Raw genomic sequence first — 14060 nt, 5'->3', positions numbered from 1 at the left:
TCCGTTTCCAGACGAGCGTGGGCGAAGGTGTCATGACTTATGGCGGCTGGTATAATTTCGCAATTGGTTTCGAAGTGAGCGTGGACGGATGGTGCGGGCGGAGATCCTCGGACGAGAGCGGCGCCGGACCTGGAGCGACGAGGACAAGCTTCGGATCCTCGCCGAAGCCGATGCGCCCGAGATCAGCCTGGCGTCGGTGGCGCGGCGGCATGATCTCTGTCCGCAGCAGCTCTATGCCTGGCGGCGGCTGTTCAGGGACGCCGCAGCAACGGCGGTTGCGGAGACACCGCTGGTCTTTCTGCCGGTGGAGATGAGCGAGGCGTCGATCCGGCCGGCGGCGCCGAGGGCGAGGCGCCGGGCGAAGGCGGTCGAGGTGACGCTGGTCGGCGGCCGTCGGCCGCGGGTCGATCCCGACATCGACCCGGACAGCTTGTGCCGGCTGGCGCGGGCGCTGGAGCGGGCATGATCGGGCCGGGGACCGGCGTCCGAGCCTACCTCGCCTGCGGCGCCACCGACATGCGCAAGGGGATCGACGGCTTGGCGGCGAAGGCGCGGGAGGTCTTGCGGCGGGATCCGTGCTCGGGGGCGGTCTTCGCCTTCCGCGGCCGCCGGGGCGACCGGCTGAAGTTGCTGACCTGGGACGGCCAGGGGTTCCGCCTCTACTACAAGGTGCTCGAGAAGGGCCGCTTTCCCTGGTCCTCACCGGCGGACGGGGTGGCGCGGCTGACGGCGGCGCAGCTCGCGATGCTCTGGGAGGGGATCGACTGGCGGCGGCCGTCCTGGAGCGCGCCGCCGGGCCGCGTTGCCTGACTATCCCGCTGATTCCGTGAGATAATGCTGTCTCGGGAGGTCATGCGCGGGTAGACTCCGGTCATGGACATCCGGCTCGACGCGCTGCCTTCCGATCCCGCCGCCCCGCAGGCGATCGTCCGGGCGCAGGCGGCCGCGCTGCTCTCGCGCGACACGCTGATCGACCGGCTGAAGGCACAGCTCGCCGCGCTGAAGCGGGCCCGGTTCGGCGCCTCCTCGGAGAAGCTCGACCGGGCGATCGCCCAACTGGAACTCGCGCTCGAGGACGGCGAGGCGACCTTGGCCGAGACCGCCTCGGTGGCTTCGTCGACGACGCCGACGGTCCGCTCAGCGCCCGATCGGCCCGCCCGCCAGGTCCCGCCGCCGCATCTGCCGCGGGTGGAGGTGCGCCACGAGCCCGATCCGGTCTGCCCGGACCGCGGCGGCCGATCGCTGCGCAAGCGCGGCGAGGACGTCACCGAGGTGCTGGAATACGTGCCCGCCTCGTTCCGCGTCATCCGCCACGTCCGGCCCCGCTACGCCTGCGGCGACTGCGACGCCCCGGCGCAGGCGCCGACGCCGAGCCTGCCGATCGAGCGCGGGCCAAGCCCGGGCCCGGCCTCGTCGCCCATGTCCTCCGCGCCAAATACTGCGACCACCTGCCGCCCTACCGCCAGTCCGACATCTACGCCCGCGAGGACGTGGAGATCGCCCGTTCGACCATGGCCGACTGGGTGGGCCGCACCTCCGCGCTGATGGCGCCGCTGATCGACGCGCTCCGCGCCCATGTCTTCGCCGCCGACCGGCTGCGCGGCGACGACACGCCCATGCCGGTGCTCGACCCCGGCCGCGGCCGCGCCCGCGAGGGCCGCCTCTGGGTCTATGTCCGCGACGGCCGGCCCACCGGCGACACGGAGACACCGCCCGCCGCCTGCTACCTCTACAGCCCTGACCGCAAGGGAGCGCATCCAAGGGCGCATCCGCAGGACTTCGCCGGGGTGCTGCATGCCGACGGCTTCGCCGGCTTCAACGACATCTACCGCGCCCGCGGTCCTGACGGCACTCCCCGGGTGCTCGAGGCCGCCTGCTGGGCCCACGTCCGCCGCGAGTTCTTCGACCTCGCCGCCGCCGGCCCGGCGCCGATCGCCGAGAACGCCCTCGCCCGCATCGCCGAGCTCTACGCCGTGGAGGCCCGCGTCCGCGGCATGCCACCAGATGACCGCCGCCGTGCCCGCGACGACGGGGCCGCACCGAAGGTCGAGGCGTTGAAGGCTCGGCTCGAGGCGGACCTCGCCCGCGTCCCCGCCAAGGGCGCAGTCGCCCAGGCCATCCGCTATGCGCTCACCCGCTGGCCTGCACTCTGCCGATACCTCGGCGATGGCCGCATCGAGATCGACAACAACGCCGCCGAGCGCGCCATCCGCCCGGTCGCCCTCGGACGCAAGAATTGGCTCTTCGCCGGCTCCGACGCGGGCGGCCACCGCGCCGCCGGCATCCTCTCCCTCATCGAGACCGCCAAGCTCAGCGGTCTCGACCCGGAACGCTACCTCCGCGACGTCCTAACCCGCATTGCCGATCACCCGATCAACCGCATCGGCGAACTGCTGCCTTGGAACATCGCGGCAACAGCCTAAGCGCCTAAGCCGACCTCACCGGACGTGTGTGGACGCCCCCTGGGATGCAAGCGGTTTCTTGGCAACGGTCGAGCATGTGGTCAGGTGCGGTCGTGTGTCCGGCCTCAAAGATGCGGCCTTGGTCGCCGCGGGCCTGTATGGAGATATGCAGATCGGGACCATTTCGCTTACCCGCGCTCGGAGGCGCTTCGTCCGGGAGCTGGTTCGCCCGATCCGGTCTCGTGACCGTTTGCCCTTGCGTTCCCTTCGCCCCGCTCACATCCGCGACGTCAACCCGGGTGCGGCTTACGCCGCCGCCGGATCCCGATAGACTTCTTCGCTGCGCATCAGCGCCCAGGCGATCCGCGCCATGCGGTTGGCCAGCGCCACCGCGACCAGCATCCGCGGCTTGCGCGCCATCATCCGCGCCAGCCACGACCCCTCGGGAGCGCCGTTGCGGGCAGCCCACCTCACGACAGCGACGGCGCCGGTGATCAGCAGACGGCGGATGTCGCGCTGGCCCATCTTCGAGGTCTTCCCGAGCCGCTCCTTGCCGCCGCTCGAGTGCTGGCGCGGCGTGAGGCCGACCCAGGCGGCGAAGTCGCGCCCTTTGGAGAAGGTCTCGGACGGCGGCGCGAAGGTGGTGAGCGCCGTGGCGGTGATCGCCCCGATGCCGGGGATCGTCATCAGCCGCCTGGTCGCATCGTCGCTGCCGGCACGCTGGCGCAGCTCCTTGTCCAGCTTCTCGATCTGCCCGCTCAGCGCCACGATCTGCGCGACGAGCATGCGTCCCAGAGCCGTCACTGCCTCCGGCAGCTCGCTGTCGCTCCCTTCGAGAACAGCGGCGAGGCGGCCGACATGCGCGACGCCGGTGGGCGCCACCACACCATATTCGGCGAGATGAGCGCGGAGCGCATTGATCGTCTGGGTGCGCTGACGCACCAGCAGGTCGCGGGTCCGGTACGCCATCGCCGCAGCCTGCTGCTCTTCGGACTTCGGCTCGACGAACCGCATCGTCGGCCGCGCCGCCGCCTCGGCGATCGCCTCGGCATCCGCCGCGTCGGTCTTCTGCCGCTTCACGAAGGGCTTCACATAGGCCGGCGGGATCAGCCTGACGGTGTGCCCCAGAGCCCCGATCGTCCGCGCCCAATGGTGCGCGCTGGCGCAGGCCTCCATCGCAACCAGACATGGCGGCTGCGCAGAGAAGAACTTCACCAGCTGGGAGCACGACAGCCTGCGCCGGAAAACCACCGACCCGTCCGCCGCGGCGCCATGCGCCTGGAACACGTTCTTGGCCAGATCCAGGCCGATGATGCTAACCTCTTTCATGGACGCTCCCCTCGTAGCGGTGCTTCAACACCCGCTACCTTGGCACACCGATGCCGTCGGGGGGCGTCCACCCCATCGCTTACGTTCGGCCTTGCAAAACGTCGACCACCAGAGTACGTCCCGCCGCGACGGATTGGTAGCTCAGTTGGATAGAGCACTTGACTACGAATCAAGGGGTCGGGGGTTCGAATCCTCCCCAGTCCGCCAGATCTCCTTAAAGTGTTGATTTATACAAGATTTGTCTGGCGCGGCGCTTGATCGGCGGCCTGATCACGCCGGAGTCGGCGCGAAGGGGGATCGCGCCCCTCGATATGGCGGATGGCGCGGTCGCGCGGACTTCTCGCCCCGGCGGGGGCGGCGGGGGGCGAGGATGTGTCCTCCGGCGGCGCGGATCGCGGCGGTTCAGGGGCCACGAGGCGCGCCGCTGTTCGGCGGATTTCCGCTGGTTCCACGTGGTCCGTGCGATCTTCGCAAAACGTGGCGTCGGAACAACAGTTGCGATCTGCCGGTGAACCGGTTGATTTCGCGAGAAAATGCCAAGAGCCGGGCGCGCGCGGGCCGTTGGCTCGAAGCCAGCCGGGCCGAACCCCGGCCGGATTTATGATATTGCGAAACCGCGCCACGTCGGCGTTAATGGCCCCATGATCCCTTAAGCAGAGATCACGGGGCCGCGGCGACCACCCTACCCCTCACACACAGGTCGTCCTGGCAGCCGACAAGGCGGGTGTTCGATCAATCGGACATCCGCCACCCGGCACCGCGAACCTCACGGTCCGCGGAGGTTGGTCCTCTCCTCCGGCGAGCAAACTTGGAACTCGTCAATCGATACTCAAAAAAACCGCGCGAAGGCTTTCGCATTTGACGCAACCAAGGTTATTCCCGAGTCATTCGTACAAAATCAACCAGAATTCGCAGGCGGACCCCTGTGCGTGAGCGTTTTCCGGGCAGTGATGCAGTCTTGCCGCGCGCCGCGCCCGTCCGTTGAACGGGTCCGTATTCGAAGCGTCCCGTAGGCCCCTGAACTGAACCGGAAAACCTCGATGCCCATCTGGGAGGCCGCCGGGAGGCCGCGAGACCGTCGCCGCGAATGCTCGGCGACCGTCGCGAATCACCCCCAGGCGATATCGGCGGGACGCGAGCCTGCGAGGACCAGGTGGGCGTTGGCGATATCGTTTTCCTCGGCCCGGGTCAGCGCGGCGCTGGCGTCGAGGCCGTGGGTCAGCCAGCGCTCGACCAGCCGCCGCCGCAGCTCGGCCTCCGGCACGCGCAGCATCAGCGTCAGGTCGAACAGTGGCGCCAGCGCGTTCCAGGGCGGCGCGTCGAGCAGCAGGTAGTTGCCCTCGACCAGCACCAGCCGGTGGGCCGGGCGCACGAAGCGGGCATTGCCGCGCGCGAGATCGAGGGCGCGGTCGAAGACCGGAACCGCGACCTCGCCACCGCCCGCGCGGATACGCCCGAGGTCGCAGGCGAGGCCGGAGACGTTGAAGGTCTCCGGCGCGCCCTTGCGCGCGAGAAGGCCGCGTTCGCCGAGCACAATATTGTCGAAATGGTAGCCGTCCATCGGCACCACCACGGCGGCGCCTGGCTCGCGCCGGTCCAGCGCGGCGAAGAGCGCGTCGGAAAACGTGGATTTGCCGGCCCCGGGGGGGCCGGCGATGGCGATGATGAAACGATCCTGTCCATGCGCCCGCTCCCGGAGATCGGAAGCGAGCGTCTCTATCCCGCGTGTCACGCGGCGAGCGCCTCGGCGGGTGGCTCCTTCGCGCCGGTCATGAAGGCCACCGCGTCCGACATGGTGTAGTCCTGCGGCCGGATCACGCAGAGCCGCTTGCCGAGGCGGTGGATGTGGATGCGGTCCGCCACCTCGAACACATGCGGCATGTTGTGGCTGATGAGGATCACCGGCATGCCGCGGCTGCGCACGGTCTGGATCAGCTCCAGCACCTTGCGGCTCTCCTTGACGCCGAGCGCGGCCGTCGGCTCGTCGAGGATGACCACGCGCGAGCCGAAGGCGGCGGCGCGCGCCACCGCGACGCCCTGGCGCTGGCCGCCCGACAGGGTCTCCACCGCCTGGTTGATGTTCTGGATCGTCATCAGCCCCAGCTCGGTCAGCTTGTCGCGGGCGAACTTCTCCATCGCGCCGCGGTCGAGCATGCGCAGCCAGTCGCCGAGGAAGCCCGGCTTGCGGATCTCGCGGCCCATGAACATGTTGTCGGCGATCGACAGCGCCGGCGACATCGCGAGGGTCTGGTAGACCGTCTCGATCCCGGCGGCCCGCGCCTCGATGGGGGAGGCGAAGCTGACCTGCTTGCCGTCGAGCCAGATCTCGCCCGAGTCCGGCACCACCGCGCCGGAGACCGCCTTGATCAGCGAGCTCTTGCCCGCGCCGTTGTCGCCGATGACGGCGAGGATCTCGCCGGGCAGGAGATCGAAGTCGCAGTGGTCGAGCGCGGTGACCTTGCCGTAGCGCTTGACGAGGTTGCGTCCCTTGAGAACCGGTTCGGTCATGTCATCAGGCCTTTCTGATCCACTGGTCGATCGCCACCGCGCCGATGATGAGCGCGCCAATCAGGAGGTAGGTCCATTGCGGGTCGGTGCCGAGCATCCTGAGGCCGAGTTCGAACACGCCGACGATCAGCGCGCCGAAGAACATGCCGAGGATCGAGCCGCGCCCGCCGAAGAGGGAGATGCCGCCAATCACCACCGCGGTGATCGACTGGATGTTGCCGAGCACGCCGGTCGAGGCCGAGGGCGACACCGAGCCGAAGCGGCCGATCATCACCCAGCCGGCGATGGCGCAGAAGAAACCCGCCAGCGCATAGACCTGGATCAGCGTCCTCTTGACTTCCACGCCGGAGAGCTTGGCCGCCTCGGCGTCGTCGCCGATGGCGTAGACATGCCGGCCCCAGGCGGTGTGCTTCAGGACATAGGCCATGATCAGCACCATGATCACGAGCAGCACCACGCCGAGCGATATGGTCGTCACGCCGATCTTGAAGGTCCAGCCCCAGAGCTGCAGCAGCGGGGCGTTCGCTGCGATGTCCTGGCTGCGGATGGTCTCGTTGGCCGAGTAGAGATAGTTCGCGGCGAGGATGATCTGCCAGGTGCCGAGCGTCACGATGAACGGCGGCAGCTTCATCCGCGCGACGAGAAAGCCGTTGGCGGCGCCCATCGCCGTGCCGGCGGCGAGGCCGACCAGGATCGAGATCGGTGTCGGGATGCCCCAGCGGAAGGTGAGGGTGCCCATGATGACGGAGGTGAACACCGCCATGGCGCCGACCGAGAGGTCGATGCCCGCGGTCAGGACCACGATCGACTGGGCGCAGCCGAGGATGCCGACGACGGCGATCTGCTGCAGGATCAGGCTGAGCGTGCCGGTGCGAAAGAAGTTTCCGGCGGCGAGGCCGAAGATGGCGACCGACAGCAGCAGCACGATCATCGGCACGGCCGACGGCGTCTGATGCAGCCAGTTCTGGATCTTGTGCAGCAGCGAGGTGCGTTCGTCCTCGAACTGCGCCACGGCCTGCGGACTTCCTGCGGCTGCCGCCTCGAACGAGGTCGACGAATCTCCCACGGCCATTTCAGACCTCCCCATTGGCTATGTTTTGACGCGGAGCATACACTGAAACGGGCGCGGCGCCACGCGCCGCCGCGCCCGGGGACGGCGCCCGGCGCCGTCCGTCAACCGCCCGGGGCCGGCATCAGCCCCAGCAGAGATCCAGGCCCTTGGCCGTATCGATCGAATCCACCCCTTCGGCCGGCTTGTCGGTTATCAGCGTGACGCCGGTGTCGAAGAACTCCTTGCCCTCGGTCGGGGCCGGCTTCTCGCCGGTCTCGGCGAAGGTCTTGATCGCCTCGATCCCGAGCGCCGCCATCTGCATCGGATACTGCTGCGAGGTGGCGCCGATCACGCCTTCCTTGACGTTCGTGACGCCCGGGCAGCCGCCGTCGACCGAGACGATCAGCACGTCGCCCTCGCGCCCGACCGCCTTCAGCGCTTCGAAGGCGCCCGCCGCGGTCGGCTCGTTGATGGTGTAGACCAGGTTGATGTCAGGCTCGGTGATGAGCAGGTTCTCCATCGCCTTGCGGCCGCCCTCCTCGTTGCCGCCGCTCACGTCGTGGCCGACGACGCGGGGATCATCCTCGTCGCCCCATTTGTTCGGATCCTTGAGGTCGACGCCGAAGCCCTGCAGGAAGCCCTGGTCGCGCAGCACGTCGACCGAGGGCTGGCTGATGGCGAGGTCGAGCAAGGCGATCTTCGCGTCGGCCGCCTTGTCGCCGAGCGTCGCCTTGGCCCATTCGCCGATCAGCAGGCCGGCCTGGAAGTTGTCGGTCGCGAAGGTGGCGTCCGCCGCGCTGGCCGGCTCGAGCGGGGTGTCGAGCGCGATCACCAGCACGCCGGCGTCGCGCGCGGTCTGCAGCACGGGGGTGATCGCCGCGGTGTCGGAGGCGGTGATCAGGATGCCCTTTGCGCCGTTGGCGACGCAGGTCTCGACCGCGGCGACCTGGGATTCGTTGTCGCCGTCGACCTTGCCCGCGTAGCTCGACAGGGTGACGCCGAGTTCGGCGGCCTTGGCCGTCGCGCCCTCGCGCATCTTGACGAAGAACGGATTGGTGTCGGTCTTGGTGATCAGGCAGGCCGATACGTCCGCCGCGAACGCCGGCGCCGCGGCCAGAGCGCCCAGCGCAACGGCGGCCAGAAGCCCCCCCTTCAGGGTTCCTGATTTCATGCTGGTTTCCTTCCCATCGGTTCCACCGGATCACAATCCGCCCGGCTTGGCGCAACAAGACCTGATTCCCGTCCTTCTGTCAATAAATAAATCACTCTGATTTATTATTCTACCCTAAAGTCGGTCCGGCGCCGGCGCGATGATCGGCCAGGCAAGGGATGGATGCGCCGGCCATGGCATCGGGTATGGAAGAGGGCGTTAGCGACGACGGCGTCCTGCCGATCCAGCGCGGAACCAATCAGGCGGGAATGCGCGCCTATAATGAGCGGCTGGTGCTGACGCTGGTCCGGCAGCATGGAAGCCTCGCCAAGACCGACATCGCCCGCATGACCGGCCTGTCCGCGCAGACCGTCTCGGTCATCATGCGACATCTCGAAGCCGACCGGCTGCTGCGTCGGGGCCAGCCGCTGCGCGGCCGCGTCGGCCAGCCGTCCGTGCCGTTGTCGATCAACCCGGACGGCGCCTTCTTCATCGGCGTCAAGATCGGGCGCCGCGGCCTCGACATCGTGCTGGTCGATTTCGTCGGCGCCATTCGCCGCCGGGTCGGTTTCACCTATGCCTATCCGGTGCCGGCCGAAGCCATCGCCCATATCATCGAAGAGACGCGGACCTGCGCCGAGCTGCTGGGACCGCGGGCCGATCGCATCGCCGGCATCGGCGTCGCCCAGCCCTTCGCGCTCTGGGAATGGGCCGAGGCGGTGGGCGCGCCGGTCGCCGATCTCGCGCCCTGGCGGCATGTCGATATCCGGGCGGAGCTGGCCGCCGTCCTGCCCTATCCCGTCTATCTGCAGAACGACGCCACGGCGGCCTGTGGCGCCGAGCTCGCCTTCGGCGACAATTCGGGTCTGCGCGATTTCCTCTATTTCTACATCGGCACGTTCATCGGCGGCGGCCTCGTGCTGAACGGCGGACTGTTCACTGGCCGCACCGGCAACGCGGCCGCGCTCGGCTCGATGCCGGTGCCGGACGGAAAGGGCGGGATGGAGCAGCTGATCAACCAGGGCTCGCTGGTCCTGCTTGAGCGCCGCCTCGTCGCCGCCGGCCTGCCGATCGCCGCGCTCTACGACCCGACGGCCGACTGGAACGTGTTCGGCGAACATCTCGACGCGTGGCTCGCCACCGCGGCGCGTGGCATCGCCCACGCCATCGTCGCCGCCAGCGCCACGATCGATGTCGAGGCGGCGGTGATCGACGGCGCCTTCACCGTGGAGATCCAGCAGCGGTTGCTGCGCGCGGTCGGCGAGGAACTCGGCCGGCTCGATCTCTCGGGCATCGACGCGCCGCTCCTGCTGCCCGGCTCGATCGGCCCCGTCGCCCGCGCGCTCGGCGGGGCGAGCCTGCCGCTCTTCGATCACTATCTGGTCGAGCGGCATGCCTCCTCGGCGCTTCGCGGTTTCGCCGATCCGCTTTCGCCCGACCGCGGCACGCGCGAACAACAGCGCGCCCGGGCGCGAACGATCAGATGAGGCCGAGCGAGCGGAAGGAGGCGTCCCGTTCCTTGCCGATGATGATGTGATCGAACACCTCGACGCCGATCGCGTGGCAGGCCGCGTCGATCGCCTCGGTCATGTCGATGTCCGGCTGGCTCGGCGTCGGATCGCCCGACGGATGGTTGTGCACCAGGATGATCGCCGTCGCGCCCAGCTCCAGCGCCCGCTTCGCGACTTCGCGCGGATAGACCGGCACATGGTTGACGGTGCCCTTGGCCTGTTCCTCGTCGGCGATCAGCGTGTTCTTGGTGTCCAGAAACAGGATGCGGAACTGTTCGGTGTCGCGATAGGCCATCACCGTCTTGCAATAGGACATCAGCGCGTCCCAGGACCCGATCACCTCGCGCCGCATCACCTTGGCCTTCGCCATCCGATGTGACACCGCCTCGATCAGCCGCAATTGCAGATAGACCTTCGGCGTCACGCCCTCGACGCGCATCAGCCGCGCCTCGGACGCCGCGATCACGCCATTGAGGTCGCCGAAGGTACTGAGCAGGGTTTTCGCGAGCGGCTTCACGTCGACCCGGCCGATGGCATTGAAGAGCAGGAGCTCCAGCAGTTCATATTCCGGCATCGCCGCGTGTCCGCCGGCCAGGAAGCGCTGGCGCAGCCGCTCGCGGTGGCCCCAGTAGTGCGGCCGCGCGTAGCCTTCGGGCCGCGGCGACGGGCCGTGCGCCGCCGGCTCCGGCGCGACGCGCTCGGGACCGGGGTCGCGAGCATAGGCCTCGGCCGGTGGCAGCCTGCGGTCGAAGTCGGCGAGACCGCGCAGCGCCTCCTCCGAAAAGCCCGAGCCCCGCCCGAAGTCCCGTCCGTAGTTACGTCCGGAGCCGGGCCCCGACTCCCGGTCCGAATCCCGTCGCGAATCCCGTGCCATGCGCGCCTCCTGATTGGCGCGAAGGCTGCCCAATCTTGGTTAATAAAACCTCGCGTTCAACGAGTCGGCGTCGGGGTGGCCGGTCGCGTTTCCGACGGGCCGGCCTGTCGACCCGCGGGGCGGGCGCCGTTGCTCGTCGGGCACAATCCCGCCGGTTGCGCCCGGGGGCCGTCCGCCTGGCCTTGAACCCCTCCGCGCGCTTGCCCTATGTCGCGGTCTAGCGTCGCGCGACCCGAGGGTTGGCGGCGCCCGCGCCGGGGGTGGTCTGGGGCGCGGCATGCGAAGGGGCGAGGATTTTCCGCCCGCGACATCGACGTCATGGCGCCCGCCGCGCCCGTCGATGAAGTTTGAGGGGGTGTAGTCAGTGAGCCTTTCCGTTTCGTCGGCGTCCCGGGATCCGTTGGCATCCGGCGCGCCGACCAAGGTGATCACCTTCACCGAATCGTCCGATCCGCGCATCGACGGCCTGCTCACCTACTACAAATGGTATGGCAACCGGATCACCTATGGCGACCCCGACGGCGCGTCGGACTATCAGTCCGACTATCCCTGGCCGCTCCCGGATCTCGGCCATGTGTCGGAGGACCAACTCCGCGTGGCGCGGACCGCGCTCGACGCGGATCCCTTTGACCAGCCGCCGGGCGCCGCCGGCCTTTCGGTCGAAGGCTTCACCAACCTCGGCATCGGCTACGCCGCCGCGGCGCCCGGCGGCGCGACGATTCGCTTCGCCAATTCCAGCGATCCCGAGACCGCCTATGCCTTTCCGCCCGATTATGACGAACTGGCCGGCGATGCGTTCTTCGGCGGCTCCGGCCGTTTCCCGGTCGCCGGAAACTACGACTACCAGACCACCCTGCACGAGCTCGGCCATACGCTCGGGCTGAAGCACGGCCACGAGAAGGTCGATCACGGCGCCTTGCCGGCGAATGTCGATTCCCTCGAATATTCGGTCATGACCTACCGGTCCTATATCGGCGGCCCGACCGACGGCTACACCAACGAGCGCATCGGCTATCCGCAGACCTACATGATGCTCGACATCGCCGCGCTTCAGTACCTCTACGGCGCGGATTTCACGACGAACGCCGATGCCACGATCTATCACTGGAGCCCGCGCAGCGGCGAGATGACCGTGAACGGCGAGGTGGCGCTGACGCCGGGCGACAATCGGATCTTCTCGACCATCTGGGATGGCGGCGGCGTCGATACCTACGACCTCTCGGCTTATGGCACCGACATGGTGATCAATCTGGCGCCCGGCAAGCACTCGACCTTTTCCGAGTGGCAACTGGCCTATCTCGGTGGCGGCCGGAATGATGGCTATGCCCGGGCGAACGTGTTCAACGCCCTGCGATACAAGGACGATCCGCGCTCCCTGATCGAGAATGCGATCGGTGGCGCCGGCGCGGACGCGATCACCGGCAATGTCGCGCGCAACCGCCTCGAAGGCGGGCCGGGCGATGACCGGCTGAACGGCGCGGAGGGCCGTGACACGCTGTTCGGCGGCGACGATGTCGATCGGCTGCGCGGTGGCGCTGGCGACGACTGGCTCGACGGCGGGCACGACGCCGACCGGCTGATCGGCGGGGCCGGGGCCGACCGGTTCGAATTCACCTCCGCCGCCTGGTCAAGGCCGGGGCGGAGCGACATCCTCTCCGCCGGTGATGGCGGCGCGGCCTTCGACGCTCCCGGCGCGGCGCCGGGCGACCGGATCGACCTGCGCGACATCGATGCGAACTCCACGCGGAACGGCGATCAGGCCTTCGTCTTCGGCGACGGCAAGGGGACGGGCCGGCTCTGGTTGGCGAACGAAGGTTCGGTCACCCATGTCTACGGCAATATCGACCGCGACGCGGCGCCGGACCTCGACATCCGCATCGCCGACGGCGCCGTCCGGGCCTCGGCCTATACGGCGGAAGACTTCTATCTCTGACGCGGGACCGGCTGTCCGGCGTCGGCGCTCCGCCGGATCAGGTAGCTCCGCGCCGAGCCTTCGAACGCGAGGTCGGCGAGGAACTCATGTCCGGCTTCGGCGCAGAAATGCGGCATGTCGATCCGCGCCGCGGGATCGTCGGCCAGCACCCGCAGTACCGCGCCCGGTGCCATCGCCGCCAGCCGCTTGCGCGCGCGCAGGACCGGCAGGGGACAGAGCAGCCCCCGCGCGTCGAGTTCGGCGTCCGGGTTCTGGGCATCCTGATCGCGGTCCATGCCGATCCGGCTAGCGGTCCGCGACGCCGCTGTCCACGCCAATGTGACGCCGCGGCGTGGTGACGCGCTCGGCGAAACCCGCTAGGGTGCCGGTTCGCGACGGGTGAAACGCATGTTCGGCATCGACCTCTGGGACGCCTCGCTGGCGCCGGCGCTCCTGGTGGCCGGCATCGCGGGCGTGCTCAGTTTTCTCTCACCTTGCGTGCTGCCGATCGTGCCGCCCTATCTCGCCTTCATGGCCGGCGCCACGATGGAGGATCTGCGCGAGGGTACCTCGGCCGACCGCGAGGTGACCAAGGCCGCCCTGTTCTTCGTGCTCGGCCTCTCCACGGTCTTCCTGCTGCTCGGCCTCGCCGCCTCCGCCTTCGGGCGGCTGTTCCTCGCCTACCAGCGCGAGATGGCGGTCGCCGGGGGTCTGGTGATCGTGCTCTTCGGGCTGCATTTTCTCGGCGTCCTGCGCATTCCGCTGCTCTATCGCTCGGTCCGGATCGACGCGCCGGTCTCGGGCCGCACGCCGCTCGGCGCCTATGTGCTGGGGCTCGCCTTCGCCTTCGGCTGGACGCCCTGCATCGGACCGGTGCTCGGCTCGATCCTGTCGCTGGCGGCGCAGGAGGGGTCGGTGGAGCGCGGCCTGCTGCTGATGGCCTTCTACGCCGCCGGGCTCGGCGTGCCCTTCCTGCTGACGGCGCTCTTCATGCGGCATGCGCTGTCGCTGATGGCCGGCATGAAGCGCCACATGGCGCTGATCGAGCGGGCGATGGGCGCGCTCCTGCTCGCCGTCGGCCTGCTCATGCTGACTGGCGGCTTTACCAGAATGTCCTTCTGGCTGCTCGACACCTTTCCGGCGCTGGCCGCGATCGGTTAGAGCAATATCCAGCCAGACGGAATCGTCTGGTGGCTAATACCAACGGCCCATCTCGTTGACTTTCCGACCAAGCGCGCCGAAGGTACGCGAGGCGCAGGCCCGACAATGCCGAGGCACTGCCTCGGCCGGGCCGATCGCTGGAGGGCCGGAGGCCCGGAGGCG

The 14060-nt window shown here is 68.8% G+C and carries 12 protein-coding genes, 1 tRNA gene and 1 pseudogene; 7 read left to right on the top strand and 7 right to left on the bottom strand.

Annotation, left to right across the window (positions count from 1 at the left end; genetic code table 11):
- Positions 1–91 precede the first annotated feature (91 nt).
- The 3 genes and pseudogenes from Q0480_RS08980 (at position 92) to Q0480_RS08970 (ending at position 2423) form a co-directional block, all read left to right on the top strand.
- Positions 92–466 carry a transposase gene (locus tag Q0480_RS08980; RefSeq protein WP_299132172.1) on the top strand — a complete coding sequence of 125 codons (375 nt, stop codon included), beginning with the start codon at positions 92–94 and terminating at the stop codon, positions 464–466.
- A complete protein-coding gene (gene tnpB / locus Q0480_RS08975) occupies positions 463–810 on the top strand; it encodes an IS66 family insertion sequence element accessory protein TnpB (protein ID WP_299132171.1) in 348 nt (115 codons plus the stop codon). Before Q0480_RS08980 ends, tnpB begins: the two co-directional genes overlap by 4 nt.
- Before the next feature lie 63 nt (positions 811–873).
- A pseudogene (locus Q0480_RS08970) lies at positions 874–2423 on the top strand (IS66 family transposase).
- Positions 2424–2708: 285 nt separating this feature from the next.
- On the opposite strand, the gene Q0480_RS08965 reads toward Q0480_RS08970, so the two are convergent.
- Positions 2709–3731 (bottom strand): IS110 family transposase, encoded by a 1023-nt coding sequence (locus tag Q0480_RS08965; protein WP_299132170.1) that lies wholly within the window; start codon positions 3729–3731, stop codon positions 2709–2711.
- Positions 3732–3861: 130 nt separating this feature from the next.
- Between Q0480_RS08965 and Q0480_RS08960 the strand changes: the two genes are divergently transcribed.
- Positions 3862–3938 (top strand) — tRNA-Arg (locus Q0480_RS08960).
- A 901-nt stretch (positions 3939–4839) separates the two neighbouring features.
- Here Q0480_RS08960 and Q0480_RS08955 read toward each other — a convergent pair.
- The 4 genes from Q0480_RS08955 to Q0480_RS08940 form a co-directional block, all read right to left on the bottom strand.
- Positions 4840–5463, bottom strand: a complete 624-nt coding sequence (locus Q0480_RS08955; RefSeq protein WP_299132169.1) for a nucleoside triphosphate hydrolase — start codon at positions 5461–5463, stop codon at positions 4840–4842.
- Positions 5460–6239, bottom strand: a complete 780-nt coding sequence (locus tag Q0480_RS08950) for an ATP-binding cassette domain-containing protein (RefSeq protein WP_299132168.1) — start codon at positions 6237–6239, stop codon at positions 5460–5462. The genes Q0480_RS08955 and Q0480_RS08950 overlap by 4 nt, the downstream gene beginning before the upstream one ends.
- Before the next feature lie 4 nt (positions 6240–6243).
- On the bottom strand, positions 6244–7311 hold the full coding sequence (locus tag Q0480_RS08945) for an ABC transporter permease (RefSeq protein ID WP_299132167.1): 1068 nt from the start codon (positions 7309–7311) through the stop codon (positions 6244–6246).
- A gap of 121 nt (positions 7312–7432) precedes the next feature.
- Positions 7433–8461, bottom strand: coding sequence for a sugar ABC transporter substrate-binding protein (locus tag Q0480_RS08940; RefSeq protein ID WP_299132166.1), 1029 nt, complete (start codon positions 8459–8461; stop codon positions 7433–7435).
- A gap of 173 nt (positions 8462–8634) precedes the next feature.
- On the opposite strand from Q0480_RS08940, the gene Q0480_RS08935 reads away from it, so the two are divergent.
- A complete protein-coding gene (locus Q0480_RS08935) occupies positions 8635–9927 on the top strand; it encodes an ROK family transcriptional regulator (protein ID WP_299132165.1) in 1293 nt (430 codons plus the stop codon).
- Here Q0480_RS08935 and radC read toward each other — a convergent pair.
- Positions 9920–10825, bottom strand: a complete 906-nt coding sequence (radC, locus tag Q0480_RS08930) for a DNA repair protein RadC (RefSeq protein WP_299132164.1) — start codon at positions 10823–10825, stop codon at positions 9920–9922. The genes Q0480_RS08935 and radC overlap by 8 nt on opposite strands.
- Positions 10826–11225: 400 nt before the next feature.
- Here radC and Q0480_RS08925 point away from each other — a divergent pair, with 400 nt between their 5' ends.
- A complete protein-coding gene (locus tag Q0480_RS08925) occupies positions 11226–12758 on the top strand; it encodes a M10 family metallopeptidase (protein ID WP_299132162.1) in 1533 nt (510 codons plus the stop codon).
- Here Q0480_RS08925 and Q0480_RS08920 read toward each other — a convergent pair.
- Complete coding sequence (locus tag Q0480_RS08920; protein ID WP_299132161.1) at positions 12749–13033, bottom strand: sulfurtransferase TusA family protein; 285 nt, start codon at positions 13031–13033, stop codon at positions 12749–12751. The genes Q0480_RS08925 and Q0480_RS08920 overlap by 10 nt on opposite strands.
- A gap of 112 nt (positions 13034–13145) precedes the next feature.
- Between Q0480_RS08920 and Q0480_RS08915 the strand changes: the two genes are divergently transcribed.
- A complete protein-coding gene (locus Q0480_RS08915) occupies positions 13146–13898 on the top strand; it encodes a cytochrome c biogenesis protein CcdA (RefSeq protein WP_299132160.1) in 753 nt (250 codons plus the stop codon).
- The last annotated feature ends 162 nt before the right edge of the window (positions 13899–14060 follow it).

It is taken from the genome of uncultured Amaricoccus sp., from assembly GCF_937891315.1.
In the GTDB taxonomy this organism is placed as follows: domain Bacteria; phylum Pseudomonadota; class Alphaproteobacteria; order Rhodobacterales; family Rhodobacteraceae; genus Amaricoccus.
Note: the sequence above shows the minus strand (reverse complement) of the source record. Positions and strands in the feature narration are given on the sequence as shown.